The following is a 26,653-nucleotide window of genomic DNA, read 5'->3' on the forward strand; positions in this document are numbered from 1 at the left end:
CTAAAAGTTGTTGTTAGTACCTTTTTCAACCTTTTCCATCTTTTTCAACCCATTCAGCCACACTTTCATGAGGTTGAAGGTTCTCACGTTTATAGTAAAAAACGGTCTTGAGCTCGTAATCCAAGCTTTCAGTAGCAATGAAAAATCGGGTACCAAACGTTTGATCCTCCATACAAATCACAGGCCCCTCAAGAAATCCGTAAGAGACGGTTTTTAACATTTCCAATTCCTTGTCATTAGCCAGTCTAAAGCATTCAATTGAAAATACACCGCCCGGACAGGAAAGAAACGAGACCTCGTAAAATGTAATCTCTATGTTGTGATAATAGCTAAAGTCAAAGCTCCCTGCTAGTACCAGCTTGGGGCGACTTGTATAATCATAAATGTAGTAATGGTCAATGTTATTTTGAGAAAGTATTTCATTCAGCTGCATCAGTTTGGATTGAATGGAATGATTCATGATCCTATGTCCCCCCTCCCCACTCGCGGCTATTCCCGATCCGTCGCCGCCTGCCACGCTTCTGTTATTGCTATAGGTGATTTGTGGCTGGTCTCTCCGCCACCTTCCTGAGTCCATAGCGGCGGATAATAAGCAAATATCTCTCCTGGCTGAAGTTGCTCCATATCCGACTGCCAACCATTCCAACGGAATGTCTGGTAGAACAAGCCCAAATCTCCCTCAGCCAACCAGCTCAAGAAACCGGAATAGGCCAGCTCAGTGGATTCCCACTCCAATGCATCCGGTGCAAAATAGTAGATATGGCCGCTCCGTCCAAACTTTCCTGTATCCAATCCAAAGAAGCCACCTGCTGCATCATAGGCCACAATCAGCATTCCCCCAAGTGCAGGAACGCTCGCTGGCTCTTGCAGCCCGTTCCACGAAGCCAAACTACCGTAAACTCCGGGCCCACCTGCACCCAGTAAGGTGATCCATCCGTGGTCAAATATGATCCCTCCTGTTTCATAGGCAACCGTTCCCAAGTACGATTTTGTGCTCACTTGCAAACGGTAGAGCGAATCTCCCCTAACAGATTCCGATTCTGCCAGTACAATGCGATATGGATTATTCCCTTCTTGCAGAATGTTTCTGACCTCTTCCCATGCATGGTTGTCCTGATCCATTAGCTCATCCACCGTTAATGTATGCATGTTCATTCCCCTTCCTGTATTCCAAGATCCATTTTTTCAACCTGTGAACTTATTTTTGAAAACTTGCGTTTGCTCTAAAATCACCCACTGATTCAGCTCGTCGTAGCCTTGGACAATCGCCGTGACCTCATGCCTCGGATACATCCACTCGGATGGGGTCTTTTCCGCATATGAATGGGTGTCTGCCAATCCGACTGCATTGTGCTGGAAAATATGAATTAGTGTTCCGTGTGGAAAAAAGGCTTCAATATATCCAGTTACCTTAGTCCCAACCGGCAGTGCGGTTTTGACTTGATGCCATTCCTTGTTGGAGGTGTGAAGATTGTTGGACCAGACTTCTTCAAACTCTTTTTTTGTAATTTTCGTATAATAGGGCTCTGTATCATCAATCGCTTTCTCGGCTAACAAGAAATGATATTGCTCGTGCTTACGATTAGAAGCAATATACGTGCCATCATCCTGGATCACAATTTGCCGATAAGCTACGCCGTTTGAATCTATTTCAAAGTACCAGGTTCCCATGCCTGGTTCCGGACAATCTTTAAGATATTTCATTCGTACCTCCTAAAAGGATGTATAACCGTGTCATTTCATCTTTCTTTTTCCGCTATAAGTCCTTGTCAAATATGCGAGATATTCCGAACGCGTCAGGCCTCCTGTTTGGCGGTTGAACTCATCGTACGAAATGTCTTCCGGGAATCCGAATTCGGCCAGTGCTTTTCGGCGCTCTTCCCGATACAACGGGTTATCCAGCGTGTGGTGCCACTCCCGCTCTTCCCAAGGACCAAAACAGTCTGCAATGACACCTGAATATACACCATTATTTAACAATTCGCGCGAAGACTTGAAGACTGTCTTCCCTTCCGGTTTGGAAATTGTGCCCGTTCCCCAGGAGAGTCTATATATTCTTTCTTTACTGCTATCTATGCTACTGCCGTAACCAATCGGAAACACAATATCCTCTTCCGCCAACGCTTTATGCCCTATCCGCTCGTAGGACCCTCGCATAAAGGAATCATCCATGACAATCCAGGTTGTATCAGATAACGGGGCGGCCGTGATGGATTCCAAAGTTATTGAACGGTCACGACTTGTACACAAATACGGACGTACGAATAAAGGCATCGTCATGACACTGTTCCATATGCTCTCCTTTGCAAACAACTGATCCTTTTGCATTTGGCGCAAATCTCCGACGACCAGTACATAGCCATCTGTAAAAAGGTCTATTTCCACGCGAAAGATGTCTCCCGGAATGGTTTTATAACGCAGGTTTTTCCTATGCTTCAATCGTTCCAGCTTACGATCATAGTCGTTAGGCACAAGCGACGGGTAACGTTGAAGCCAATCGATGATCTCTTCTTTACTATGTAAATGCTCACATCCAGTGATGGGCAATCTCACGCCAGTTTTGCTATTCACAGCAGTAACATAACTAATATTACGATCTCTTCGAATGCCTGCTGAAAAGGACACACCTTCTGCTGTGATGCTCGAAACACTTGTATAATTCAGTTTTTTCTCTTTGCCACGAGCCGTTTTAGGCAGAACAAATGCCCGATCACGAGTAAAAATCTCTACATCAGCTTCTCCATAAGCATCCTCTTTGGAAGAAATTCGCTTGCGAATAACATCTCCATCCATGCAAATAAAATATCCTTCTTTAATTTCTACTACGTCCCAATGTTCTTCCAGCGTCTCCAGCCCAAAATAGGGTCGTAACGCGTTCGTTAACCAACTATTCATCTGCTCCTCCTGTTCCGAGTATAATTCAGTAGACTTCATTTCTGTTATTCCAGAAATTATAACATAACACGGCATGTAGCTCGTTTATTCATACATTGTTCCAGCTTGGACCAACTCCTCCTGAATCCAGCTACTGCTGGTAGACAGTTGGAGCAAGTCGGCCGTGATCTGTTTGATCTGTTCTTGCAGCACGTGTGGCTGATCTGTTCCTTCCAGAAAGCGACTCACAAAATGAAGAAAAACGTCTACCTTCCTAAGCAGCATTAACACAGGCAAAGCGTCAACCTCGGATTGGCTTAAACGAACCTGACGGCTGAAGCCCCGGCAAAAATCACGAACAGCTGTCGTTTCCTCCGGTTGTCCCAAAAATCCTGATAAAATGACCGCCGGATCCATGGCCCGAACGTCCAGCGTACAAAATTCAAAATCAAGCAGTGCAGCCACCTGACTAGGGTCAGAATCTTTTACCAACAAATTGGAAGCGTTCAAATCTCCATGTACAAGCTGATGCGGCAAGTCTTCCAATGCATGAAGTGAATCTATAATCTCTTCATATACTTTTCCTATCAAACGCAGCTCCTCATGTAAATCTTTTAGAGGCTCCGGCGGGTTTAAACAAAAGCCTTGGATTACTTCCCGGTTACATAATGGATAGGATTGCTGCAAAGCATAATACGGCCGGTAGACTGGAGTCATATCAAAATTAAGTGTTGCAAGTGCAGCAGATAATTCGCCAGCTGTCTCGCCAAAAGAATAGGCAAAGCTAGGATCCTGCTCCGATGGGGATGTGCCTTCTATGTATTCGAACAGACACACATATTTGCCACTATCCTTCTCAACCTGTACAAGTGTCTCTCCCATAATCGTTCGGATTGGCATTGGAACCCTGAATGATAGAGAATGCCTGCTCAGTTCCTGCAAAACCGCATGCTCAAATTCGATTTTGTTCCGATCCCTGTGTGTATCGTAGATGCGCAGCACCCCCCTTCGCCCACCGCTCTTAACAAAATACGTCGTATTATTCCAACCTCCGGTTCGTCTCTGTAGTGTCCCGTCCCACTCCGGCCAGTGCCGTCTTAATACCGCTTCCAAAATGTATCCTCCCTATTAAACATCCGCTTATGAATTTGCAGTTATTATAACAAATATAGACGCCCATTAGAATTGGACGTCCTTGTGTATCCTTTATTTCCTCATTTGTTTGTTTCGGATATTCTGCGGGGTGGCACCATACGCTGTTTTAAATTTTTTATAGAAAAAACTCATGCTGTTATATCCGACCTGCTTAAAGATCATTTCGAATGGCAGGTTGGTATTCACTACCAAAGAATAGGCCGCATTAAGTTTAATGTTGGCAATAAGCTGCGTGTAAGTAAGACCGGTTACTTTTTTCAACTTATTACTTAAATACGTACTATTGTAGTTAAAATGAGTAGATAATTGCTGGAGGCTTAAATGCTGATAATGCTCTTCCATGTAATTCAGAATAGAAGTAATATTACTTTCCTGCTGGTTTAAGTGAATATTATGCTCGCTTTCCAATACACGGACCAATTCCCCAAATACAATGGGCAAATAAGCCTTGACCAGCTCCATGGAATCCTCTTGCCTGGAAAAATATTCGATCAAGATTCTACGCAATATATATTGAAGGTTTTCATTATGCTGTGACTCAAAAATAATAAAGTGATTATGATGCTGATGCTGGAGGACTGAATTGGCAAGAAACTCGCCGATCAAACTTTTTTTCTTAGATAGCCGCTGTAGAAATAGGGATGAAATCGTTTCTCTTTGCAGGAGGATATTAATCAGTATATCGTTTTCTCCCAAAGGTGCGATGCTGTGCGGCACATCCTTATCGAGGACACACACTTGGCCTTCACAAAGCTCAATCTCTTTGCCTGCTATGATTTGGTTGCACTTACCTGAGTAAACATAGTTTAATTCAATAAATTCATGCATGTGCTCCAGCATCGGAGCAAACCTGTTGTGCTTGCTAATATAAATATCATGTTCTCCGAAGAAAAATAAAGCAGGCATTCGATACATATTCTGATTTATATCAAAAAATCGCTCATTTTCCGATTCTTTGGAGAGATCATTAATCACTTGATTGTTTTGCTGTTGTAAAAGCTCAATTTCAGTTTTACTTCTCAGCAACTGATCCAGCTCATGAAGGTTCATAAACACAGACTCCTCCTTCAGACTCCCATTAACTGTGAACTGCCGTCTGTGTTTTGCTTCCCTTTCCTCTAATAGCGATTCCCAGACAGAGGAGCGCAGCAATCATAAATACAATCGCAGAGACAAGAAAGGAAAATGAGGCAGTTTCATTCCCAGACAACACCCCAACTAACTTGATAACATAAGGCGAAGCAAACGCTCCCAAATTGGAGCCTACCATTGCAATCGAAATAGATATCGTCTCACTGCCTTTAGGTACGATTTTAGTTAGTATCGTAAAAATATAAGGAATAAACAGCGCAAAGCTAAAGCCAATGATCAGCATGGCAACCGTAACCATGGTCACATTCTGAGCAAACCACAGCAGGACAAAACCTGTCGCTGTTAATAAACTGGAGATAAAAGGTGCGTAATTTCTGAACCATTTATATATTCTACCGAACAAGAAGCCTGCAATCATAGTTGATAAGGAGAACAGCGTCAAAGCGGTCCCTAAAAACCCTGCGTTAGGCATACTCTTTTCAGCAATCATAATACCTGTTTTGGTATACACAATCATGATAAAGGTCATAAACAGGAAAAGTGCAGCCCCTAATCCAAGTACAGGTAGGGACATTCCCCCGCTCTTGTGGCCCGTTCCTGTCGTGCTCGCTGTAGGCTCCTCACGCTCTGGTTCAGGAATGATAAAAAAGAACAACAGTGCGATCGGAATAGTGATCGCATAGCACAAAAAAGCAAACGGCCAGTCGATTAGGGCAAGCTGTCCTGCCACGAAGGTAGCCAAGCTGCTTCCGAGCCCTTGTACAGCGCTTTGAAAGCCTACCAATTGAGCACGTTCGTCCCCTTCAAAAAAATCACTAATTAAACTGACAGCCAGCGAATTGAACATCCCCAGACCTGCACCTAACACCAAACGCAACGCGAGAATCCATGTAATGTTCGTAGTGAGCATAGGAAGTATTCCGCCGATGACCACGAGCAAAAGTCCTAGCAGGACTGTATTTTTTTTACCCAAGCGGGAAGAGATCGGACCACTCAACAGCACAAACAGCATCATCGAGAAAGATGGGATTGTAACTATGCTTTCAATCAGTGAACTGGAGACTCCCGGTAATTGGTTCAGCATCATCGGGATGATAGCTGAAATAGCACTCGCTGATGTCAGGACTAAGGAAATGGACAACAATGCTGTTTTAAACCATATTTTGTTTTTAATATTCATCAAGCTTCTCACCTCTAGTCTATGTTATAGCTTCTGGTTGTATTTGTACTGGAACGTATACTGTCCAGATCCGACGGTAAACGTCAATTCATGATCTCCACTCAGTTGGAAAATCGCCTGTTCTCCGGGAGAACCTGATTTCCCGGCCAGCTCTTGTGGCACATTACCAGGCGGATACTGAATCGACGGGTATTGCGTAGTAATGGTCTGTTGTAATGCTTCTGGCTCTAGAACGCCCGGAAGCGTAATCTCAGCTGTCGTATTATGTGGTACGTGAACCGTCATCCGCATTTCTTCATTCACGATTTCCCAATGGACAGCAACCTCACCATAAGGTGTCTCCAGCTTGCCATGGGCCGAAGTAAGATTAACAGGCGGTTTGGGTGCTAACCGTGACTTTTTGTAGCCCGCTTCAAGCACATCGATTCCGGCAATATTTTGGTACATAAAGTCTCCAACTGAACCGTACGAATAGTGATTGAACGAGTTCATATCGGTGCTCCAGAACGAGCCGTCCACTTTGATACTGTCCCAATGCTCCCACATGGTCGTTGCTCCCCGTTCAACCTGATAGAGCCAAGAAGGATAATCTTTCTGAAATAAAATTTTATAAGCTATATCTGTATAGCCATTGTCGGATAAAACCAGGCATAGATAGGGTGTGCCTACAAAGCCAGTATCCAGATGCATATCATTTTTTTCTATCAGCCGTACGAGCTCCTGAACCACTTGCTTTTTATATTTTTCTGGTACCAATCCGAAGTGCAAAGCCACAACCTGTGCAGTCTGGGTATTCGAAGTCAGTTTGCCAGCGTCATCAAAATAACGGTTCGCAAAAGCGCTTCTAATCCCCTCATGCAAGCTTTGATAGGTGTTGTAATCGGTATACCGATTCAGCAGTTTGGCCGTCTGCGCCAAGATATGAGTCGAATACGCAAAGTATGCAGTCGCTACCAGCGTTCCATCGGTCGCTCCAAAATAGCTTCCTTCCTCGCTATCCAGCGCCAGCCAGTCTCCCAGCTGCAAACCAGTATCCCACAGATGTTCCTCGGTCCCCTGGGCACGAATATAATCGACCCATGCTTTCATACTGTCATACTGCTGAGCTAGAATTTGCTTATCCCCATAACATTGATAGATAGTCCACGGACATATAACCGCTGCATCTCCCCATGCGGCTGTCGTTTGGTCCATATTGTCTGCAAAGGTTCCTTTGAGGACATCCGGCACGACAAAAGGCACAGCCCCATTCTCCAGCTGGTTGTAAGCCAAATCTTTCAGCCACTTTCGAAAGAAGGAAGCACTATTCATATTGAAGCTGGCCGTTCTGGCAAAAATCTGTGCATCGCCGGTCCAGCCTAATCGCTCATCACGTTGCGGGCAATCGGTCGGCACATCCAGGAAGTTCCCCTTTTGTCCCCATACAATATTGTGCTGGAGTTGGTTCAGCTTTGGATCGGATGTCTCGAACAAGCCAATTGTCGCCATGTCTGAATGCAAAACAACGCCTGTAAAATCTTCAATGGCTACGCCAGCCGGAAAGCCCTCAAGCTTCACATACTGGAAGCCTTGAAAAGTGAAATGCGGCCTAAATATCTCCGTCCCCTTGCCGCTGCAAATGTACGTAATCTGCTGCGCTGCATCACGCATATTATCTCGGTAAAAATTCCCTTGCTGATCCAGCACTTCACCATGAACCAGATTCAGAACCGTACCTTCGGGGGCTTCCACTTTAAATTCCAGCCAGCCTACCATATTTTGACCCAAGTTAAGTACTAGTTCGCCTTTAGGAGTCCGAATCAGTTCAACAGGCTTTAATCGGTTCATTACACGGACAGGTTCGTTCTCCTGAGCAACCAGATGACTTAACGGAAACGGGACGACCTGCATCATTTTCCGTTCGTTCAAGAAGCGATGTTCGGCTGCCTGCTGCTCCAGTCGAGCATCATAGATTTCGCCGTTATAAATATCTGACATCAAAATGGCACAGCTCGTTTCCTCCCAGGAAGAATCAGAGCAAATGAGTTCTGAACGGCCATCTTCATAGCTAATCTTCATTTGAAATAGCAAAGCATTCGTGTTCCCGTAAGTATCCTTGCGCTTTTGCCAGCCTAGATAGCCGCTGTACCAGCCTTCTCCCACCGTTGCTGTGATGCGGTTATGTTGTTCTCGAACGGTAGAAGTCACATCATAGGCTTGCACCTGAACACGATCGTTATAATCTGTCCATCCCGGGGTAAAGTAGGCATCGCCTACTCTTTGTCCATTGAGCTCCAGCTCATACAGACCAAGGCTTGTGGCATAAATGACTGCTTTTTTCACTTTTCCCTCAACCAAAAAACACTTGGAAGCGGCAAAAGGGGCTCTTGTCTGAAACTTTTCATGAATGCTTCGCTCCTTCACTGTAATCCATTGTGCCTTCCAGTCCTGCTCATGGAGCAGCCCCATTTCCCAAAAGCCAATCTCACTCCATTCCGATTCCTCCGGTTCGGTGTCACCCGCTCCCTGAGCCCATACTTTTACCCGGTAATAATATCTTTGTCCTGATTCGAGTGGAGGACCTTCATAGGGAAACAGAATGGATTGTTCCGAATAGGAAAAATGATTCCAGAGCAGCGGTTCAAAAACAGGATTTATGGATACCTGCAATTGGAAGCGTTTTTGGAAAACATATATGTTGTCAGATTCAATTTGCCAACTTAATCGAGGCTTTAGACAACCCAGTCCAATCGGATTGTTTACATGTTCACATCTAAGCGCTTTCACTTTTAGCATTCTTATGTCCTCCCTGAGATCTTCTTTTGTGTTTCTATACTCAAATTAAAACGCTTTCATTAATTGTGCGCAATGTTGTATCCCTGCATGTTGTATGCTTGATTTACAGGTGTTGAATGTCCATCCCTCATATTGAATCTTAAAATGGGTCTATTAGAAAAATATGTACGTGTGACAGCGCAGTACTCAAAAGGAAAACTCTTGTTTTTTGTACATATGGATTGTAGTATTAAGCCGATCCGTGAAAGGAGAATTACAGTAATGGAAACGAACTACAAAAAGCTGCTGGATCAGATGATGGCACCCTATGATGAAATGCTGCAGAGTCTAATAAGTGATCACGCCGATTATTCGAAGGTTGACTATTTGGAGAAATATAGTGAGGAATATGGAAAAAATGATGCCAATTATACCAATCGCTTGAAGGTGCTTTTGGCTATGTATAATCGTGAGGATCGATATGCCCCGTATTATGAACCGATTGTGAGAAGACTGCTCGTTAATGAGATTATAGACAGGGAAACGAACAGTTTTCAGGGGATTGGCGATGCTCTATACTACGCCGTTTTTTTACTGCAAAAATATGAGCGTGAGCAGGACCAAGTTTTGTTCCAGCAGGCCAAGAAAGCCAATTTCGATACATACGCCGGGTTTGATCCTGAGTTGATTTTGGAAACATATTTGTTCAGCAAAGATACAGCTGATCTTGAAGATTGCATCAATATCGCAAGTGAACTCGGGGAAGATGTATATCTATCATTATTTATCGATCTGTGGATCAGAGAGCAGACGGATTGGGACAAAGAAAATTTGCGGACACTCGTTTATCATGAGAGATGGCGCAACCATGCAGAAGGTGAAATTGAAGCTCTCAAAAAGCTGGCCGAAATGGAGAAAATAGAAGAAAATTCTAGTAACTACTGTTCTACTGCATCCAGCTTGGCAGAAAAGCTCATTGAAACAGGACGATGGGATGAAGCTTGGGAAACGATGGCAACCATCATTCCGCTTATTACGAAGGAAAAAGAATGGTTCCTGTACGGACTTGGCCGCAATATAATTACAGCCTGTATCCACATCATCATGCATTTTGGAGCAAAAAGCCGACAGGCTACTTCGTTATGGCAAATGATAAAAGGGGTTCTTCAACCTGCCACTAACAATATGGGGACCATTCAATATCAGCTTGCTGTATCTGTCAGCAAATTTATGGGTGATACCAAATTGGAGCAAAAGTTACTCAGGATTCGGAAGCAACGTCAATAATCCAGTTGCCATAAGGAGCCTGTCGCATGCAATGTAAAGAACGAGGCATTTGACCCAGCAGCTCGCTTTCCAGTTGCCCCTCGAAGCGAGGGGCAGCGAAAATACGGATTGCAGTGCATTGCCTTCCTCTACAGATTTCCGGTCACGATAATACCATCTGCTTGCTTCAAATGCGCTCTGACCCATGCTGTAAAGGAATCGATAAATATGCGTAATTCTGGCTCCTTGGCAGGCCAAGCATCCAATTCTGTTAATATTTCATGCCATACCGACGCCTGAATCGGATTATCCCAGCAGGCATCAAAAGCCTCAGACGTTTCCCCCGTGTCAGGATCGACAAGTGGATATTTGGACTTTAACACAGACAGCACGATATCAAAGTCATCTGCGTAGATGAAGATCATCTCCTCCAGCTTTGGCTCATCTGTATCTCCATAGCGCAGCGGTTCAAAAGTATATCCAATATTGGCTCTTGGACCACTATAGCGATAGATTAGTGTCTGAATCTCTTTTTTGTCCTTCTTACTCAATTTCATCTACTCCTTTCTTCGGCTACAACTCGAACCAATCCGCAGCGCATTTCTCTTCTTCCAGTGCCCTACACATTCCTTCCCTCAACCTCATCGCATCTCCGCCGCCGATATGAAATAGACAATAGATATAAGGTTCATCATCTTCTAACCCTTCAATATTTCTTGCCTCTTCCACTGAAATCTGAAGCGCTTCAGGCCAATCAGAATTATTCTGAAGCAGAACAAAGCCATCTTCATCCCTTTGCATCCGATATCCCTCAATCCTAGGCAATGCTTCAGCTAAGCGTTCCATTAGTGCTTTAATATCCTTAACATCTGCGACCTTAATTCCATACTCCCACCCCATCTGCATTCCTCCAATTTTATGAACTCCTCCTTAATTAGAACCACCCCTAAATTGGGTTTCACCTTCTCATTCACCTCAGGAAATTCACTTGGATTCAGTCATAGTCCGCATATAAGAGGTATTCCTTGCAATGCCTGCACTGAAATAAATAACCCCGAAACGATCCGTCACGTTCCATGCTTTCCCGTATTCGACTCTTAGCCTCTTTTTCATTATACAAAGCCAAAATAGGCATAAACATCAGGTTGACATCATTTTCTATCCCTCTACTGACAAGCTCCTTCCAGCCCACAAAATCTATAAAAACACAGTAGTCATCACAGTGATCCAGCCACGCGGCGGTCTGCCATGCCTCATAACCGGGAGTCCGATGCAGTAACTCATCCAGTTTTGGTTCCTCCAGTTGTGCACAGCAAGCAGGATCATGAAATGTTCCCTGTAGCATGCTCGCTTTCTAAGCCCTCAAGCTCTTCCTTCAATTGGTACATGGCTTGTACAGCCTCGGGACTGGGTGCGTGCAAACTATATCTTTTGTTTAGTGCCACCCATTTTTGCTGGATTTCCATAAGCCCCTCACTTCCTTCTGATTTTCCTGAAATTTCTTATAACTTATTATAATAGATATAGGCTTCCGGTGAGTATACCCCGGAAGCCTATGGATTCATCTAACCAATCTTTTATTTATTTTGCCTTATGAGACACAGGCTCACTATTCCCGTTTCTTTTTCTCACTACCAACATAATAACAGCCATAACAGCTACCAAGACTGCTATAAGCATAAAGGGAATATATTTGTCCACTCGATACAAGGTGGTCGTCAAAATAGGAGCAATGATCGCGGAAATTCCCTGTACCGCAGCTACCAGCCCCGCTGCTCCCCCTTGCTGCTCTTGACTGACCGAAAGCGAAGCACCTGCCATAAAACCGGGCATCAGTAAGCCTGTGCCTATGCCAAACATAAAGAATGCTGCATAGTAAACGGCCAAGCTGGCTGAAATCAGAAATAATGCCATTCCAGCAATTAGGAATAGAGAACCAAGCAAAATCATCAGTTTAGGCTTCCATTTAAGCCATTTCATCTGGATGATCTGCACAATCAGCATCGCTGCCCCGGAGAACATAAGTCCAAAGGACACGACTCTTGCTGTTTCTTCGGATGTAAGACCTAACTGATCTTGAAAATAAAAACCACCTATAACCTGAATAGTCACAATACTTATCATCGTAACCAATCCTGCAAACAAATACATTCTTAGACCTGGCTGGAGGGGGTTAATTCGAGCGGGTTTTTGCTGAATAACGGGCTGGGCCGCCGGAATCGCCAGCAGAGACACCACGAATGCAACAGCGGCAATGACAATTCCAAAATATAAGGGCCATAACAGCCCTATTAAAGTAAAAGCACCTGCAATCGCGGGGCCAAATACCAGCCCAAGCCCATTCGCCGCACTAATAATAGCCATACCACTTCCACGCTCTTCTCCTTCCGTTACATCCCCCATATAAGCTTGAGACGATGACAACACCGCCGGGATAAAGCCGCCAATTAAGCCGCGTGTAACAATCAGCAGGACTAACAGCAGCCCCCCACTAAGCCAACCATTTAATCCTGCAAAAAGAGTAAGTGTAAACAACAGACAGCTTACACACATCCCTATGAAACCAAGCAGAATCACCGGCTTGCGTCCCTTTGCATCACTTAGATTTCCCCATACTGGAGCCATTAAGGCCATCGTTATAGAACCAAGCGATATAATTAATCCGGAATGGCTTTCTCTTAAGCCTAATTCACGAATAAGGGGCGGCATAATTGGAGCAATAAGCATGAGCCCTAGCATAGCCACAAATACACTGAAAAAGATGCTCCCTTTTATTCTATTCATCCTCGCACACTCCTCTGTTAAAGATTCTCTCTATGCAGAAGTATACGGAGCATACCAAAACGCTACTGCCTATAGACGGATAAATTTGCGGTTAAACGGATTTAATTTTGCGTATAAAACAGCAGCCAGTCTTCAGACAGTAAAAAATGGCCTGCATTCTATGGCCCAATGGGCGTCGTTAATTATAGAGTCGCTCTTTCGTTGTGAAATGAACTACATCGGTCTCTTCATTGCTGACTGGATGGAAGGGCTTCATTTCCTGGCATGTTATTACGATATATGATGTACAGTCTTTTGCCTTTAGTAATTAGCGTAGCTGTGGGTTGAGTCTGTATATCGATGTCTAAGGGGGAAATCTCAGTGAAAACAAAAATAGGATCAATCATGAAGGTAAGATCGTTAAGAACGAAGTTAACCATAATGTGCTTGATTATTTTAATTGTACCCACATTCGTGATTGGAATCAGTTCTTATGTTGTTTCCAAGAATGAAATGAATGAATCAGGCAAAGTAGCACTTAAGAATAGTGTGCAAATGGTAATTGGTATGATTAGTTTCCTCAATGGGCAAGTCGAAGCCGGTAATTTAACATTGGAAGAAGCACAGGAAAAACTGCGCATCGAGCTGCTCGGTGTAAAAGATGCTAATAACAAAAGACCGGTTAAGATTAAATATACTGTAGGTAAAACAGGTTATCCGTGGGCAGTCAACCAAGATGCCGTTTCAGTGATGAACCCTTCAAATGAAGGCCAGGATTTAATAAATGCCGTATCGAAAGACGGTGTGCATGTGGGAAAAGAGTTTGTAGAAGCCGGTACAAACGGCGGGGGATTCGTCACTTATAAATGGGCTTTACCTGGTACAGATCAAGTGGAGACGAAAATTTCGTACGTTGAAAGGGATCCTTATTGGGGATGGATCATCGGCTCTGGAGCATATTTTAACGAATTTAACAGCGGGGCGACCAAGGTCCTTTATATTGTCCTGATTATTACGACTATTGCAGTTATTCTGGGAGCAATTATCGTAAGCTTTGTTTCGGGACGTTTTACGAAGCCTATTATCATGATTGCAAAGCGGCTTAACGCAGTTGCGGACGGTGATTTAACGGTCGAAGAAGTCAAAATGAATTCAAAAGATGAGGTTGGCGAGCTGGCACAGGATTTCAATCATATGATTAAAAATATTAGATATTTGATCGGTGAAGTAAATCTCTCCACAAAGCAGGTAGCAGCTTCCTCGAAAGAATTAACCCTTGGAGCAGAGCACACTGGACAGGCAACCGAGCATATTACCATTGCGATTCAGGAATCGGCGGCCGGTGCGAAGGAGCAGCAACTGATGCTCCAGAAGACAACCAGCTCGCTTGAAGAAATTTCAATAGGCATGCAGCGGATCACGGATAGCTCCTTGACTATTGCTGAATCGTCTGCAGACGCGATGGAGATGGCGAGCCTTGGCGGTACTGCTGTACAACATACGGTGAAGCAAATGGACTTGATTAACCATTCCGTCAATGAAACCGATGCGGTTATGAGAATGCTGGATGAACGCACTCAACAGATCGACACGATGCTACATGCCATTACGGATATCGCACAGCAGACCAATCTGCTTGCCTTAAATGCTTCGATTGAGGCTGCCCGTGCAGGCGAAGAAGGCCGCGGTTTCTCCGTAGTTGCTTCAGAGGTAAGAAAGCTGGCCGAACAATCGAACCAGTCTTCCGGGCAGATTTCCGAGTTGATTCAGAATATGCGCAAAGATATGGAGCATTCGCTTAAGACCATGGAACGCGTAAAACAGGATGTAGACTCCGGCATTAAAATTGCCAATGAGACGGAGCAGCAGTTTAAGAAAATTGTGGCGTCCACCAATCATATCGCACAGCAAACGGAAGAGCTCGCGAGCATCACGGAGCAAATAACCGCAAGTGTCCAGGAGATTTCAGCGAGCGGAGAGAACGTATCCAGTCTGGCGCTTCAAGCAGCGGACAACTCGCAGAATATTGCAGCGTCTGCAGAAGAGCAGCTGGCTTCGATGCAGCAGATCACCAGCCTGGCAACGACCTTGTCGGATATGTCACAAAAGTTACAAGATCTAACGGTCAAATTTAAATACTAACGGAAATAAGTCTTTCCAAAACATCGCGCTAAACTGTTATTCATATTATAAGGTCAACCAGTTCTTTCTGGTTGACCCTTTTTGCATTGTTCTGAGGAATTACTGAAAAGGCTTGCAAATCATAATTCCCTTCTAGCGATGTGAATTGGACACGGTTTTTGTTGATTTGGTTCAGAATTGGTTCAGAGGCATTTAGTATAGTAATTCAGTAGTGTAAGAAAATCATATTCGTAGGTTAGTCATCATGGAGATCTTAGTAAGCTCATCGTGACACCGGAAATTTATGGAGGAAGTTTATGAGTAAATTCAAGTCTTTTTGTTTAACTTATCTTGCTGTTATCGTCTTATTTGGAACCTGGACATGGAGTTTTTCCGAGAGTACTGTGTATGCAACCTCCTCACCAGCACCTAGTGTAACGGATGCTGTGTATGCTACTGAAACCACGGTAACGAGTTGGACAAATCCTTCTAAACAAGGTCAATCCGTAACGTTTAGCATCAAAACCATCTCAACCCCACAAATTACGAAAGATTTAACCGGCTCGGTTATCCTTATGGACGGTACGGATATATTAGATACGCTGACGATGAGGCCAAATGGCATTGCGAATGGATATGCCACTGCGACCTACACCACAAGCGATTTAAGTGTGGGAAGTCATCCGATTACTGCTATATATAGTGGGGATGCTCGATTTGCCCCCAGTACATCTGAGCCTTACGTTCAGGTCGTAAATGCATCTACACCTACGACTACACCTTCACTGAGACCTACAGTAACTACAGTACTGAGTTCGCCAAATCCGTCTAGTCACGGCCAAGAAGTAAGGTTTAGCGTGAGGACAACTTCGAACCCACAAACTTCGGGCGATTTAACCGGAACAGTCATCCTTATGGACGGCACGAATATATTAGGTACGCTGACGATGGAGCCAGTGGGCATTTCGAATGGTTATGCCAATGCGTACTACACTACAAGCAACTTAAGTGTGGGAAGCCACCCGATTACTGCTATATACAGTGGAGATGTTCGATTCGCGCCGAGTACCTCTGAAGCGTATATACAGGTTGTAAACGGAGATGCAGGCACTGGTGGTACTGGAAGTACGAGCGGAACCGGTGCTACTACTGGTAACGACAGCAGCAGTAGTAATAAAAAAGATAAGAAGGATAACGCGGATAGCAGTGATTCATCTTTTTCCAGTGAAACAACCACATCTTCATCACCATCGGTTTCAACAACGGATGTACCGACTCCGGAAATCATGCCCGTAGAGCAATCCGAGGTTGCGCATGAAAAATATATAACGGGTTATCAGGATGGTACATTCCGACCGGACCAGTCCATTACACGAGCTGAAACCGCCGCGATGATGGCTAGAATTATGAAGCTGGAGACAAAAGAAGGCTCAACGACATACAAAGATGTACCTAACATGTATTGGGCAAAGGATTCGATTATAGCGCTTACGACACAGCACCTCATGAATGGATATGCAGATGGAACATTTCGGCCAGAGCAACCCATTACCCGTGCAGAAATGGCAGCAATACTCGCATCCTGGAAGCAGCTTAAAGGTACACAAACCGCAGCGTCTCCCTATACCGATATCGAAAAGCATTGGGCAAGAGATTCCATTGTAGCGCTAGCTAATGCAGGATGGATTACCGGTTATAACGACAACAGCTTCCAACCCAATAAATATATAACACGAGTAGAGACTGTTACCATTTTGAACACTATCTTAAAGCGAGGACCCCTGGAAGGAACAATTCAGGCTACTTGGAAGGATGTACCAGTAGATTACTGGGCATTCAAAAATATTGAAGAAGCGTCTCGTACCCATACTTCAACCATCAATTCAGAGGGTACAGAAACTTTCGTAAAATAAGCACCAAATAAAAAGCTGGCATCCTTTCTATAACAGGGTTCCAGCTTTTTGTTTACTTGATATCTTTAGAAGGGTCAAAAAAGAAATTTTAAAATACTTTCTTCAAGGATGATGGTTTCACTCCGTATTCCCGGAAAAATTGCTCTGAAAATGCACTCACATTGCTGTACCCTACAGCCATCGCAGCTTCTGTTACATTGCTCTCCTGGCTTCGAAGCAGCTTCATCGCATAATCGAGACGAATTTGGCGCAAATATTCAAATACAGTCGTTCCAAAACATGCTTTGAATCCTTTTTTTAATTTAAAATCGTTTAATCCTACTTTTTTGGATAATGCGATCAGTGAAGGAGGATCAATCATGCTGGATTCAAGGATTTGCCGAGCCATAAGCAACTTTCTGACATCTTCTTTAGATAAGCCTTCGGGCATGGGGGTTAAATCAAATAATTGAATCATAAGTCGATTTAAAATCTCTAGTGCTGCTGCTTCCATTAATAAAGGCGATCTATGCACACTTTTCAAGTCTTTGATCAAATGTTCAATCATCACTATACTTCTGTGATCCAGTTCAAAACCAAAGTGATGGAATGCAGCCCCCTTCAGAATTTGATTAAATTCAATAGCTACCTGTCGACGAGCCGCCAACTGTGAAGCCGCATAATTAAACAACGAAACAGGAATGCCAAGTGCAAATGATTGGTATTGTTCGTTAACCGGAGGATGGAAGCGTGCTTTGAAATCCTGTAAAAAAATAAGAGCCCCCCGCCCCGACGGGAGTGTATAGTCCAGACCAGCTATATTCACATGACGTTGCCCCGAAAGTGCAAATTGAAGTTCAATCATTTGTCCTCTGGAAGCAAAGTTCGTCGGGTAAGGCCCGTGATATTGAATGTGCGAATACACAATCTCGATTCCGCTGTAAGTTGTAACTCGGTAAATATGTCCGTTACCCGCTTCTGGTAACATCATATAGGTATGCTCGTTTTGTTTTCTAAACGGAGTTTTTTCTAAATAATGCTGATATATTAATGATAACGAATTTGAATTCACAAGCATCCACCTCAAAGGTTTTCGTTCATTTTGATGATTCAAATGAGAATCGTTATCATTAATATTAGCTGAATTTGAATGGTTTGACCAGACTTATTGGAGTATGCTGTAGTGATATTCGGGGAATCTATTAATCCCAATCCATATAAAACGTTGCTTTCAATTTCCCCTTTTCCCATGCTGGGCAACTCAAATGAACAGGCACATTGTTTTCAATGTGTTCCTGCTCCATAACACTCGCGCATCTAGGACAAGCATAAGAAATTTTATACTGTGATGAGTCCGATATCATCTCAATAAACAGTTCATTGCGGATGGCCTGACAGACCGGACATACATATATCGCGTCATAAGCATCATATCTCGTCGAAGGGTTGCCTATGAATTCCCCAATACGTCGTTTAAGGACAGTATCCTGTACAAACGAAGCAATGGATTCCAAACTCATATATGAAAAACCAAACCCTACAAATATGTTCTTAGTATAAGCACAGGTATCACAGTCCAGCTTGTACGCTTCCCCCATGTTTATCACTCCACATCACTCATTCTTTTTATAATGGCTTTGTTAAACTTTGTTGTTGATATTAGATAGTAACGAACAAACGTTCTATAATATAGGCAATATCACTATTCGGAGATGGTTTACCTATGGATTTAAAGGAACTGAAAAAGCTTGCTAATGCCGATAGCGAAAAACGAGAACTTGTTTACTTTTTGCAGACTCGAACGACGGGGATTGCTAATCAAATACGGGCAATTGATGAAATTCAAGAGCAGAAGCACAAAGATGGGCTTGTTTGTCCGCATTGTAAAAATCATTCTGTCGTGCGATTTGGAAAGTACGCTGTAAAAACACGCACTGGAGAGGTTAAACGTCAACGTTACCGTTGTAAGTCCTGTCGCCAAACGTTCAATGACCTTACAAACACCCCTCTTCAACGCACGAGAAGACCTCATATTTGGGTTCGTTATATTGAATGCATGATTGAGGGGTTTGGTTTCAATACCTAGACAGCAAGGAATATGAGAATACCGCATCGAATAAGAAAAATATGTTGGTCAAATCGTGCTTGTTTACTGTAACCGACACGAATACCAAACTTCGGATTTCTGCTTATTCTTGTTAAGCTAACTGGCAGTTATGTACTAAAAATTTGTTCGAGATGGTGTTCCAAGTGCTCAACATAGTCTTTTATAAGCCACTCTAACGTAACAAGTTTTTCTTCACCAATGTCGCATAAATACAGCAACTTGTCTTCAGGAATGTTTGCAATGACTACAGCCACTTGCTTATTCAATATAACCCAAAGAGCCAAAATATGATCAATACTTAGGTTTTGGTAATTCATGAGTTCCACCCAATGATTCTGGGCGTATTTTAACACTGAGTAAGGTTGAGATTCATATTGAGAACGCACAAATATTTGTAAATTAGTAAGTGCGGAGTCACACAGATGCCCTAGTATTTCCTTTTTTGACCAACTGTTTGGTCGGGTCCGAATAGAAAAATCGAGTTCAGAATAAGTATGGATTCTGGATGGAACATCAGTAATCCTAAAATTAAGATGTTGTAAGATGGCTTCCATGGTATTTCCTCCAATTTGTTTTTATAGATTGTACCAACACTAATATTGTGGGTCAACAATTGGTTATTACGCTAAGGTTTTTTTCATGGGTAATTCTTAAACAAACGGGTACGATAGCTTAATGAACCGCCTTTCAACTGAGGCGGTTTTCTTATGGTCAAATATCAACATTAGAATTTAACATAGCCTTTATAATAAAAAGCCCGCCGTAAGAGGCAGGCTAGGCTAATTAGCTCTAAGGCGCGTCGGCTCTTAATTCCCTTTATTAATAAGCCTCTATCTATTTCTTTACAAGACTTGCTGAATGCGTGACCCGGTTTCTCCCGCCACTCTTGGAAGCATACAGTGCAAAATCCGCTTGATGAACTATCGATTGTTCCGTATCCGCTTGCGTAACCGTTGCCACACCGATACTCACAGTAATGCTGTATTCTCCCCAATCCCTTGAGGCCGTCATGGAACGATATCTTTCTGCCGTACGAATGGCTTCCTCTTGATCGTTGCCCGGAAGAATAATGACAAACTCCTCGCCACCATAACGAGCGACAATGTCCATCTCCCGTGACATGGATTGTAGTAACTCAGCCAGATTAGTGAGCACCAGGTCGCCCACCGGATGACCATAAGTATCATTAATGCTTTTGAAACGATCAATATCAATGATCAGCAACGAGAAAGGTATTCCGGTCTCTTGAAAAGAGGCTAGACTGACTAATAATTGATCTTGAAAATATCTTCTATTTTTAAGCCCGGTTAACGGGTCGGTTGACGCCATCGTTTCTAGCTGGAGATTGATTCGCACCAATTCCTGCTGTTTGATTTCATATTCTGCGTGCAACCGTTCAAGCTTCTGGTTTGCTTCATTCGTCGCCTGATATAATTCCTGAAGCTTGGTTTTGGTCTGTAGTATATCTTTTTCATGTTCAATTCGCTTACGCATCATTAGCACTACACAATCAATAACAGCTTCTCCGTTTCGTTCCTGGCGAACCCCGTTTAGAAGTACAGGCACATCCTGTCGATCACTTGTCCGAAACGAAAAGTACATCTCATCGACACGCCCGTACAACTGGATATAGGGATAAAAATAAGTATGAAAAAATAGCTTGTTCGTAACAGACATTGTCGTTTCAATCGGCCGTCCAAGCAATTGATCGTGTTCATAAAGAAGCATGTCCAATAAAGTTTGATTTACCGATTGAATGATCCCAGCGTCCGAAATTGAAAAGTATCCACAGGGAGCTTTATCTAATTGAATATCCATTGTATGACTGCCTTTCATTCGATATTACACACTGGCTAAATATTCTTTGATTAAATCGCTCGTTTCTCCTGGTTGGCTTAAATGAGGATAATGCCCCTTTGCTCTCATCTGCTGAAGTCTGCTATTTCTAAGATGGGTATGCAAATAATCCCCTACCTCAATCGGAGCAATACTATCGTCTGAGCACTGGAGAATAAGCGTAGGAACCGAAGCATGCTGAAGATCGACACGGCAATCTGAAAAAAATGTAACCTCTGCGAATTGCCGTGCTATATGAGGATCTCTTGAACAAAATGCTTTTTCCAATTCTTCGGTTAAGTTCCCTCGCTCGGGATTCTGCATAGCAATGGGTGCCATGTAACTAGCCCAGCCAATAAAGTTCATTTGCATCATATCCAGTAATTCATCAATATCACTCTTATCGAAGCCTCCATAATAAGAAGGCAGGTCATTCACATAGCGTGGAGAAGGACCGAGCATGACAATGCGTTCAAAATATTGAGGGCTGCGGATGGAGGCGAGCATTCCGATCATACTGCTAACGGAGTGTCCGACGAATATGGTATTTCGTAAGTCTAACACTTCCATAATATCCAGCACATCTTGGGCATACCCTTGCAAGTCACTGTATTTTTTGGAATCATAGTATTTTATTTGAGAATCTCCGGAACCAACGTAATCAAATAAGACGATTTGGTAGTTGTCGATAAAGCTAGGGACGATATAACGCCACATATCCTGGTCGCATCCAAAGCCGTGAGCAAACACAATCGTCTGGCTACCTGTGCCCAGCACTTTTACATTATTACGTAGGAGAATATCAACGGTCATTGTAAATCACCTCTCTGAGGTAGTATCTGTTCTATGGCTTCTCTTCCCTATTATATCGGAAAAGATTTGATTATGGATAATGGATCTCATTCATAAATCCAGCGTTTAATGATCCCTTTTACCTTGTGCACATGTTGCTGTGATAAGGAACAAATAATAACTAATTCGTTTTTCCCATTCGTATCTAACCAATAGTGTACGTCATCCTCTTCATGATCCGTTTCTTGAATGAGTCTGATGGATTTATGACTTAATTTTGATTTAGCCGAAAAAATGGGGTTCATATCCATGACTTTCTGACCATTAGAAAAAGATGTGTTGTAATAAGGAATCACCCAGTTCTCCTTATCCTGATCTTGTACTACATTTAGAAATACACGCACCCAATAGTCCTCTAGTTCTGTGTAACTCTGTTCATTCAACCCATTCAAATTCATACATGTATCCACTCCAAGTTATTCATCTATAAACTTAAAAAAGTCTCACCCTGTGATCTACATTTCCATGACGGAATGCACAATTCACAGACCGAGACTTTTTTTCAATCTTTATTTTGCATCAACATCATTCGTGATTTTCTCTATTAAACCTCTCAAACCTTGGTTAGTTTCATTTAATTGATCGATAATATTCATAAACTCCGACACAAGCTTGGCCTGCTCTTGGGAAGATACCGTAATCTGCGTAATCTCTTGTTCCATGTTATAAACGGATTGTCTGACAGCTTGCAAGGATTGCTCGATTCGTCCAGTTGCTTCCTTAGTGCCCGTAGACATCTTGCGGATTTCTGCAGCGACAACTCCAAACCCTGCTCCTGCCTCACCCACCCGAGCAGCTTCAATGGCTGCATTTAATCCAAGCAAGTTTGTCTGCTCTGAAATTTCCTTGATGTAGCCTGCCACCTCAGTCACATTACCAGAATCCTCAACCGCCTTTTTCGTATTGCTTAAAATGTCCTCGGCCGTCGCACTAAGCTCCTCCGAATGGGCCGCCACATGCTGAATCCCTTCAACTAGCTTGCTTGTAACATCCTCTGCTTGACTCATCAACTTCTTCAGTTGATCTTGATTATCCGTACTATAGGTGATGCACATTACTGCCTCGATCTCATTCTGTTCATTCTTTATCGGATGAAAGTAAGAATCAGCAGCAAACCCAAAAACTTCGGCATCATAGCGCACTCTGGTCTTTTCTCCACCTACTAGCATTTTGAAGTTCTTGTGTACATCAGGAAGAGGGTCGCCTGCCTTGAAGTCATAGACTAAACTTTTACCCGACTGAAAGAATAGAAATTTTTCCCTATCCAATACGGAAATTAAAACATCTTGTCGTGCAGCTTCTCTGATATACGGCATGGCAGTCAAAACAGCTTCTACTTGATTCATAATATGTATCCACTTCCTTATATTTTGTTATCCATCCTACCCTCTATTTCGACATTTTCATCCCATGTGTTTAGTGAATTAACATACTATTGGCTAGGTTGAGTCCCTAATCTGTATACATTTACCGTAGTTTCCTGAAGGGGAGTCGTTTTTAAATCCAAACAGCGCATACCTATGGAATAGGCACGCGCTGACTGTACAACTTTTTGAAGACACACACGAAGCATTAATCCAGCTGTTCTCCATTGGTTTCGATCACGCTCTTATACCAATAGAAGCTCTTCTTTCTGGATCTGGCAAGTGTTCCTTTACCTTCATTATCCTTATCGACGTATATGAATCCATAGCGTTTTTTCATTTCACCGGTTCCCGCACTTACCAGATCAATACATCCCCAAGGCGTATAACCTATTAAATCTACTCCATCAGCAATGGCTTCTTTCATTTGCTCAATGTGTTGCTTCAGATAATCAATTCGATAATCATCCTGAATGGAGCCATCTTCTTCCACGGTATCCACAGCACCCAGACCATTCTCCACAACCATTAACGGAATTTCATATCGGTTATAAATGTTATTGAGGGACCATCTCAATCCCTGTGGATCGATTTGCCAGTCCCAGGCGCTTGCTTTTAAGTTGGGATTCTTTAATCCCATGGATAAATTTCCACCCACCTTCTCCTGATTGGGGTCTGCACTGACACAAGTAGATGAATAATAACTGAAGGTATAAAAATCTACGCAACCTTCTTTTAAGACATCCTCATCATTGTCCTGCATCGTAATTTGGATATTATGTTCCTTAAAATATCGTTTAGCATATCCCGGATAAGCACCTCTTACTTGAACATCTGAGCATAGGAAATTACTCAAATTATCCTTTTGTTGAGCCAGCAAAACATCATCAGGGTTACAGGTAAGTGGATATGAACACATATAAGCAATCATACAAAAAGCACTTCACAATATCTTACATAAAAATCGACGACTCTGCGGTCTGACCAGCCATTATATTTTTGGGCTAAATGGAACGGTGCTTCATAATGTGAGATTGTAACCAAAGGCTCAATGTTGTACTTTTTCAATTCTGCGAACACACGATCATAGAACTGCAAGCCTTGCTCATTCGGCTCTGTATCATCTCCGTTAGGAAATATTCTGGACCAAGCAATCGACATTCTAAAGACCTTGAAACCCATTTCAGCAAATAATCGGATATCCTCTTTATAATGATGGTAGAAATCAATAGCCTCATGACTTGGATAGTTTATTCCTTCTTCCAATACAGGCGTAATTCTTCTGGAAATGGTATGAGTCCCGGCTGTTATGACATCAGCAGTGCTTAGTCCCTTACCATCAACGTTATACCCACCCTCAAATTGGTTAGCAGCCGTGGCCCCTCCCCATAAAAATCCTTGCGGAAACTTCTTGGTTATATTATTGTTCATTGTTCATTCCTCCTAAAATATTGGTAGCTTAGACCATGACCGTCAATAAATCATCTTTATAACCAATCTTCTTTTTCTCCGTTTCAATGACATCCAAGTAACTAGCAGTGTTGGCAACGATCACAGGGGTAGTCAGAACGTAACCTGCCTCTTTGATCGCCTCCATATCAAACTCCATGAGCAATTGCCCTTTTTTGACGGCTTCCCCTTGTTTTACTTTGGGATAAAAATGTTTACCTTTTAATTTGACCGTATCCTTGCCTACATGGATGAGGATCTCCACGCCCTGATCACTGGTAATTCCGATGGCATGACCTGACGAAAATAAGGATGTTAATACACCATCTACAGGTGAAACAACCTTGCCTTCGGAAGGCTCAATGGCAATCCCTTTACCCAAAGCACCTGTGGAAAAGGCTTCATCAGTTACCTCAGATAAAGGCTTTACGTCACCCATTAACGGACTGATCACCGTCTCCTGCCTTACTAATACTTCCCCTCCTTTTGCTGCCCCTGTTGTACTCGCTTCTTTTTTCGTTTCTTTTACCTCATCATCTCTGAATCCGCCAAAGAACATAAGCAAGAAGCCTAATACGAAACTTACCAGGATACCGATAACAGCCCCATAAAATCCGCTGTCTATTCCTGATGGACTGATATAGCTCGGAATCGCGAAAATGCCCAAGCCGCCAATGATATAGCCTTTCGTTCCCATCATGCCTATAATACCGCCACCTACCGCAGACGCTATACAGCTTAAAATGAATGGTTTCTTACGTGGTAATGTAATCCCGTAAATCGCTGGTTCTGTTACACCAAAGATCCCGGAGATGACAGCTGGAATGGAAAGGGATCTCAGCTTTACATTTTTGGTTTTGAACAAAATCGCCAGCACAACACCTGTTTGAGCAAAGGAAGCTCCCAGCGTCGCAGCAAGGATCGGATCGAATTTGAGCACCGCCAAGTTGTTCATAGCGATAGGAACAAGACCCCAGTGTAACCCAAAAATAACAAATACCTGCCAGAAAGCGCCCATGATGATGCCTTCAATAATTGGGCTTAAGTTATACACAAAGAGCGTTGCTGCGCCAAGCAGTTGACCTGCCCAAGTCGAGAGCGGTCCAATCACAATCAGTGCTAATGGAACAATAACTAACAAGGTGAAAAACGGTACTAAGAATGTTCTCACTACGCTAGGGATGACCTTTTTAAAGAAATTTTCTATTTTTGAGCCTACATAGGTGGATATGATAATCGGAAGAACAGTTGATGCATAGCTCATCAGAATGACCGGAATACCTAAGAAGGTGATGTATACTGGTGACTCAAATATAGTGCCGCTAAATAGAGTGTATAGCGGTTTACCCGAGGCTGTTATCGTGCTAAAGGTTGGATAAACAAGTGACGCCCCGATCGCCATACCTATAAAAATGTTGGCATTGAACTTTTTGGCCGACGTATACCCCAGGAAAATAGGGAAGAAGTAGAACAAGCAATCTCCTAAAGCATTGAGAATTTGATAGGTACCTGATGTTGCGGTCATCCAGCCCAAGGCTACAAACAATGCTGTAAAGCCCTTAATCATACCCGTGGCACTCAAGACACCCAGCGTAGGTGTAAATACACCTGAAATGGTATCAATAAACCTATTGAACAAACTCACTTTTTCACCTGATGCTTCTTCTGAGTCACCTGCCTGGAAACCACCTATCGTGGCAACATCCGCATAAACCTCGGGCACATGATTACCGATCACCACTTGGTATTGCCCGCCGCTTTTTACCACAGTGACAACACCATCCATGTTTTTCAGAACCTCTGTATTGGCCTTATTTTCATCTTTTAGCTTGAATCGCAAGCGTGTAATACAATGAGTTAGACTATTTACATTTTCTTTGCCGCCGACATTTCTGATGATGTCTTGTGCTAATGTCTCATACTTCATTGTAACTGCCCCTTTATTTGT

At 43.1% G+C, this 26,653-nt stretch carries 24 protein-coding genes and 2 pseudogenes; 4 read left to right on the forward strand and 22 right to left on the reverse strand.

Features of this window, described 5'->3' with window-relative positions; genetic code table 11:
- Positions 1 to 25 precede the first annotated feature (25 nt).
- From PPM_RS18665 to PPM_RS18700, 8 genes are all read right to left on the reverse strand, one after another.
- Positions 26 to 460, reverse strand: a complete 435-nt coding sequence (locus tag PPM_RS18665) for a hypothetical protein (RefSeq protein WP_013372344.1) — start codon at positions 458 to 460, stop codon at positions 26 to 28.
- A 29-nt stretch (positions 461 to 489) separates the two neighbouring features.
- Positions 490 to 1,149, reverse strand: coding sequence for a DUF2625 domain-containing protein (locus PPM_RS18670; protein WP_016324603.1), 660 nt, complete (start codon positions 1,147 to 1,149; stop codon positions 490 to 492).
- Between the two features lie 36 nt (positions 1,150 to 1,185).
- Positions 1,186 to 1,704: a hypothetical protein gene (locus PPM_RS18675; protein WP_013372346.1), complete on the reverse strand. Its 519-nt coding sequence runs from the start codon at positions 1,702 to 1,704 to the stop codon at positions 1,186 to 1,188.
- A 30-nt stretch (positions 1,705 to 1,734) separates the two neighbouring features.
- On the reverse strand, positions 1,735 to 2,895 hold the full coding sequence (locus tag PPM_RS18680) for an immunity 26/phosphotriesterase HocA family protein (RefSeq protein WP_013372347.1): 1,161 nt from the start codon (positions 2,893 to 2,895) through the stop codon (positions 1,735 to 1,737).
- 84 nt (positions 2,896 to 2,979) lie between these two features.
- Complete coding sequence (locus PPM_RS18685; RefSeq protein WP_013372348.1) at positions 2,980 to 3,987, reverse strand: phosphotransferase; 1,008 nt, start codon at positions 3,985 to 3,987, stop codon at positions 2,980 to 2,982.
- A gap of 93 nt (positions 3,988 to 4,080) precedes the next feature.
- A complete protein-coding gene (locus PPM_RS18690; protein ID WP_016324605.1) occupies positions 4,081 to 5,079 on the reverse strand; it encodes an AraC family transcriptional regulator in 999 nt (332 codons plus the stop codon).
- Between the two features lie 28 nt (positions 5,080 to 5,107).
- The gene (locus PPM_RS18695) at positions 5,108 to 6,301 is read right to left on the reverse strand and encodes an MFS transporter (RefSeq protein WP_013372350.1); all 1,194 of its coding nucleotides are present in this window, start codon (positions 6,299 to 6,301) and stop codon (positions 5,108 to 5,110) included.
- Positions 6,302 to 6,325: 24 nt separating this feature from the next.
- The gene (locus tag PPM_RS18700; RefSeq protein ID WP_013372351.1) at positions 6,326 to 9,076 is read right to left on the reverse strand and encodes an alpha-L-rhamnosidase; all 2,751 of its coding nucleotides are present in this window, start codon (positions 9,074 to 9,076) and stop codon (positions 6,326 to 6,328) included.
- A 261-nt stretch (positions 9,077 to 9,337) separates the two neighbouring features.
- Here PPM_RS18700 and PPM_RS18705 point away from each other — a divergent pair, with 261 nt between their 5' ends.
- Positions 9,338 to 10,342, forward strand: a complete 1,005-nt coding sequence (locus PPM_RS18705; protein ID WP_013372352.1) for a hypothetical protein — start codon at positions 9,338 to 9,340, stop codon at positions 10,340 to 10,342.
- Between the two features lie 128 nt (positions 10,343 to 10,470).
- On the opposite strand, the gene PPM_RS18710 is transcribed toward PPM_RS18705, so the two are convergent.
- The 5 genes from PPM_RS18710 to PPM_RS18725 form a co-directional block, all read right to left on the reverse strand.
- A complete protein-coding gene (locus PPM_RS18710) occupies positions 10,471 to 10,872 on the reverse strand; it encodes a hypothetical protein (RefSeq protein WP_013372353.1) in 402 nt (133 codons plus the stop codon).
- A gap of 22 nt (positions 10,873 to 10,894) precedes the next feature.
- On the reverse strand, positions 10,895 to 11,221 hold the full coding sequence (locus tag PPM_RS18715; protein ID WP_013372354.1) for a hypothetical protein: 327 nt from the start codon (positions 11,219 to 11,221) through the stop codon (positions 10,895 to 10,897).
- 94 nt (positions 11,222 to 11,315) lie between these two features.
- Positions 11,316 to 11,666, reverse strand: a complete 351-nt coding sequence (locus tag PPM_RS18720) for a CbrC family protein (RefSeq protein ID WP_013372355.1) — start codon at positions 11,664 to 11,666, stop codon at positions 11,316 to 11,318.
- A complete protein-coding gene (locus PPM_RS29435; RefSeq protein WP_013372356.1) occupies positions 11,644 to 11,787 on the reverse strand; it encodes a hypothetical protein in 144 nt (47 codons plus the stop codon). Before PPM_RS29435 ends, PPM_RS18720 begins: the two co-directional genes overlap by 23 nt.
- Positions 11,788 to 11,902: 115 nt before the next feature.
- Positions 11,903 to 13,105: an MFS transporter gene (locus PPM_RS18725; RefSeq protein ID WP_016324606.1), complete on the reverse strand. Its 1,203-nt coding sequence runs from the start codon at positions 13,103 to 13,105 to the stop codon at positions 11,903 to 11,905.
- 360 nt (positions 13,106 to 13,465) lie between these two features.
- Here PPM_RS18725 and PPM_RS18735 point away from each other — a divergent pair, with 360 nt between their 5' ends.
- Positions 13,466 to 15,226 (forward strand): methyl-accepting chemotaxis protein, encoded by a 1,761-nt coding sequence (locus PPM_RS18735; RefSeq protein WP_080567874.1) that lies wholly within the window; start codon positions 13,466 to 13,468, stop codon positions 15,224 to 15,226.
- Between the two features lie 296 nt (positions 15,227 to 15,522).
- Entirely contained in the window at positions 15,523 to 17,118 is a 1,596-nt protein-coding gene (locus PPM_RS18740) for an S-layer homology domain-containing protein (RefSeq protein ID WP_013372360.1), read from the forward strand.
- Positions 17,119 to 17,206: 88 nt separating this feature from the next.
- Here PPM_RS18740 and PPM_RS18745 read toward each other — a convergent pair whose 3' ends face one another.
- Together PPM_RS18745 and PPM_RS18750 are read right to left on the reverse strand one after the other, a co-directional pair.
- Complete coding sequence (locus PPM_RS18745; RefSeq protein WP_013372361.1) at positions 17,207 to 18,169, reverse strand: helix-turn-helix domain-containing protein; 963 nt, start codon at positions 18,167 to 18,169, stop codon at positions 17,207 to 17,209.
- A 130-nt stretch (positions 18,170 to 18,299) separates the two neighbouring features.
- Positions 18,300 to 18,695 carry a hypothetical protein gene (locus PPM_RS18750; RefSeq protein WP_013372363.1) on the reverse strand — a complete coding sequence of 132 codons (396 nt, stop codon included), beginning with the start codon at positions 18,693 to 18,695 and terminating at the stop codon, positions 18,300 to 18,302.
- 125 nt (positions 18,696 to 18,820) lie between these two features.
- Between PPM_RS18750 and PPM_RS18755 the strand changes: the two are divergent.
- Positions 18,821 to 19,168: pseudogene (locus PPM_RS18755) on the forward strand (transposase); the annotation flags it as partial.
- Positions 19,169 to 19,311: 143 nt separating this feature from the next.
- On the opposite strand, the gene PPM_RS18760 reads toward PPM_RS18755, so the two are convergent.
- From PPM_RS18760 to PPM_RS18790, 7 genes and pseudogenes are all read right to left on the reverse strand, one after another.
- Positions 19,312 to 19,758 carry a DinB family protein gene (locus tag PPM_RS18760; RefSeq protein WP_016324608.1) on the reverse strand — a complete coding sequence of 149 codons (447 nt, stop codon included), beginning with the start codon at positions 19,756 to 19,758 and terminating at the stop codon, positions 19,312 to 19,314.
- Positions 19,759 to 20,038: 280 nt separating this feature from the next.
- Positions 20,039 to 21,022: a sensor domain-containing diguanylate cyclase gene (locus tag PPM_RS18765; RefSeq protein ID WP_013372366.1), complete on the reverse strand. Its 984-nt coding sequence runs from the start codon at positions 21,020 to 21,022 to the stop codon at positions 20,039 to 20,041.
- 24 nt (positions 21,023 to 21,046) lie between these two features.
- Positions 21,047 to 21,853, reverse strand: a complete 807-nt coding sequence (locus PPM_RS18770; protein ID WP_013372367.1) for an alpha/beta fold hydrolase — start codon at positions 21,851 to 21,853, stop codon at positions 21,047 to 21,049.
- An 86-nt stretch (positions 21,854 to 21,939) separates the two neighbouring features.
- Positions 21,940 to 22,290, reverse strand: a complete 351-nt coding sequence (locus PPM_RS18775) for a hypothetical protein (protein ID WP_013372368.1) — start codon at positions 22,288 to 22,290, stop codon at positions 21,940 to 21,942.
- A gap of 111 nt (positions 22,291 to 22,401) precedes the next feature.
- The gene (locus PPM_RS18780; protein WP_013372369.1) at positions 22,402 to 23,238 is read right to left on the reverse strand and encodes a methyl-accepting chemotaxis protein; all 837 of its coding nucleotides are present in this window, start codon (positions 23,236 to 23,238) and stop codon (positions 22,402 to 22,404) included.
- Positions 23,239 to 23,464: 226 nt separating this feature from the next.
- Positions 23,465 to 24,687: pseudogene (locus tag PPM_RS18785) on the reverse strand (glycoside hydrolase family 1 protein).
- Between the two features lie 28 nt (positions 24,688 to 24,715).
- Positions 24,716 to 26,632 (reverse strand): beta-glucoside-specific PTS transporter subunit IIABC, encoded by a 1,917-nt coding sequence (locus PPM_RS18790; RefSeq protein WP_013372370.1) that lies wholly within the window; start codon positions 26,630 to 26,632, stop codon positions 24,716 to 24,718.
- Positions 26,633 to 26,653 lie beyond the last annotated feature (21 nt).

It is taken from the genome of Paenibacillus polymyxa M1 (assembly GCF_000237325.1).
In the GTDB taxonomy this organism is placed as follows: Bacteria; Bacillota; Bacilli; order Paenibacillales; family Paenibacillaceae; genus Paenibacillus; species Paenibacillus polymyxa_C.

Excerpts from the sequence above, each read along its gene's own strand:
- PPM_RS18790 (WP_013372370.1), bottom strand. The coding sequence starts at position 26,632 with ATGAAGTATGAGACATTAGCACAAGACATCATCAGAAATGTCGGCGGC.
- PPM_RS18675 (WP_013372346.1), bottom strand. The coding sequence starts at position 1,704 with ATGAAATATCTTAAAGATTGTCCGGAACCAGGCATGGGAACCTGGTAC.
- PPM_RS18775 (WP_013372368.1), bottom strand. The coding sequence starts at position 22,290 with ATGAATTTGAATGGGTTGAATGAACAGAGTTACACAGAACTAGAGGAC.
- PPM_RS18690 (WP_016324605.1), bottom strand. The coding sequence starts at position 5,079 with ATGAACCTTCATGAGCTGGATCAGTTGCTGAGAAGTAAAACTGAAATT.
- PPM_RS18720 (WP_013372355.1), bottom strand. The coding sequence starts at position 11,666 with ATGCTACAGGGAACATTTCATGATCCTGCTTGCTGTGCACAACTGGAG.
- PPM_RS18760 (WP_016324608.1), bottom strand. The coding sequence starts at position 19,758 with ATGGAAGCCATCTTACAACATCTTAATTTTAGGATTACTGATGTTCCA.
- PPM_RS18705 (WP_013372352.1), top strand. The coding sequence starts at position 9,338 with ATGGAAACGAACTACAAAAAGCTGCTGGATCAGATGATGGCACCCTAT.
- PPM_RS18770 (WP_013372367.1), bottom strand. The coding sequence starts at position 21,853 with ATGACCGTTGATATTCTCCTACGTAATAATGTAAAAGTGCTGGGCACA.
- PPM_RS29435 (WP_013372356.1), bottom strand. The coding sequence starts at position 11,787 with ATGGAAATCCAGCAAAAATGGGTGGCACTAAACAAAAGATATAGTTTG.
- PPM_RS18780 (WP_013372369.1), bottom strand. The coding sequence starts at position 23,238 with ATGAATCAAGTAGAAGCTGTTTTGACTGCCATGCCGTATATCAGAGAA.
- PPM_RS18665 (WP_013372344.1), bottom strand. The coding sequence starts at position 460 with ATGAATCATTCCATTCAATCCAAACTGATGCAGCTGAATGAAATACTT.
- PPM_RS18765 (WP_013372366.1), bottom strand. The coding sequence starts at position 21,022 with ATGGATATTCAATTAGATAAAGCTCCCTGTGGATACTTTTCAATTTCG.
- PPM_RS18695 (WP_013372350.1), bottom strand. The coding sequence starts at position 6,301 with ATGAATATTAAAAACAAAATATGGTTTAAAACAGCATTGTTGTCCATT.
- PPM_RS18670 (WP_016324603.1), bottom strand. The coding sequence starts at position 1,149 with ATGCATACATTAACGGTGGATGAGCTAATGGATCAGGACAACCATGCA.
- PPM_RS18740 (WP_013372360.1), top strand. The coding sequence starts at position 15,523 with ATGAGTAAATTCAAGTCTTTTTGTTTAACTTATCTTGCTGTTATCGTC.
- PPM_RS18700 (WP_013372351.1), bottom strand. The coding sequence starts at position 9,076 with ATGCTAAAAGTGAAAGCGCTTAGATGTGAACATGTAAACAATCCGATT.
- PPM_RS18750 (WP_013372363.1), bottom strand. The coding sequence starts at position 18,695 with ATGGGGGAAGCGTACAAGCTGGACTGTGATACCTGTGCTTATACTAAG.
- PPM_RS18715 (WP_013372354.1), bottom strand. The coding sequence starts at position 11,221 with ATGGGGTGGGAGTATGGAATTAAGGTCGCAGATGTTAAGGATATTAAA.
- PPM_RS18680 (WP_013372347.1), bottom strand. The coding sequence starts at position 2,895 with ATGAATAGTTGGTTAACGAACGCGTTACGACCCTATTTTGGGCTGGAG.
- PPM_RS18725 (WP_016324606.1), bottom strand. The coding sequence starts at position 13,105 with ATGAATAGAATAAAAGGGAGCATCTTTTTCAGTGTATTTGTGGCTATG.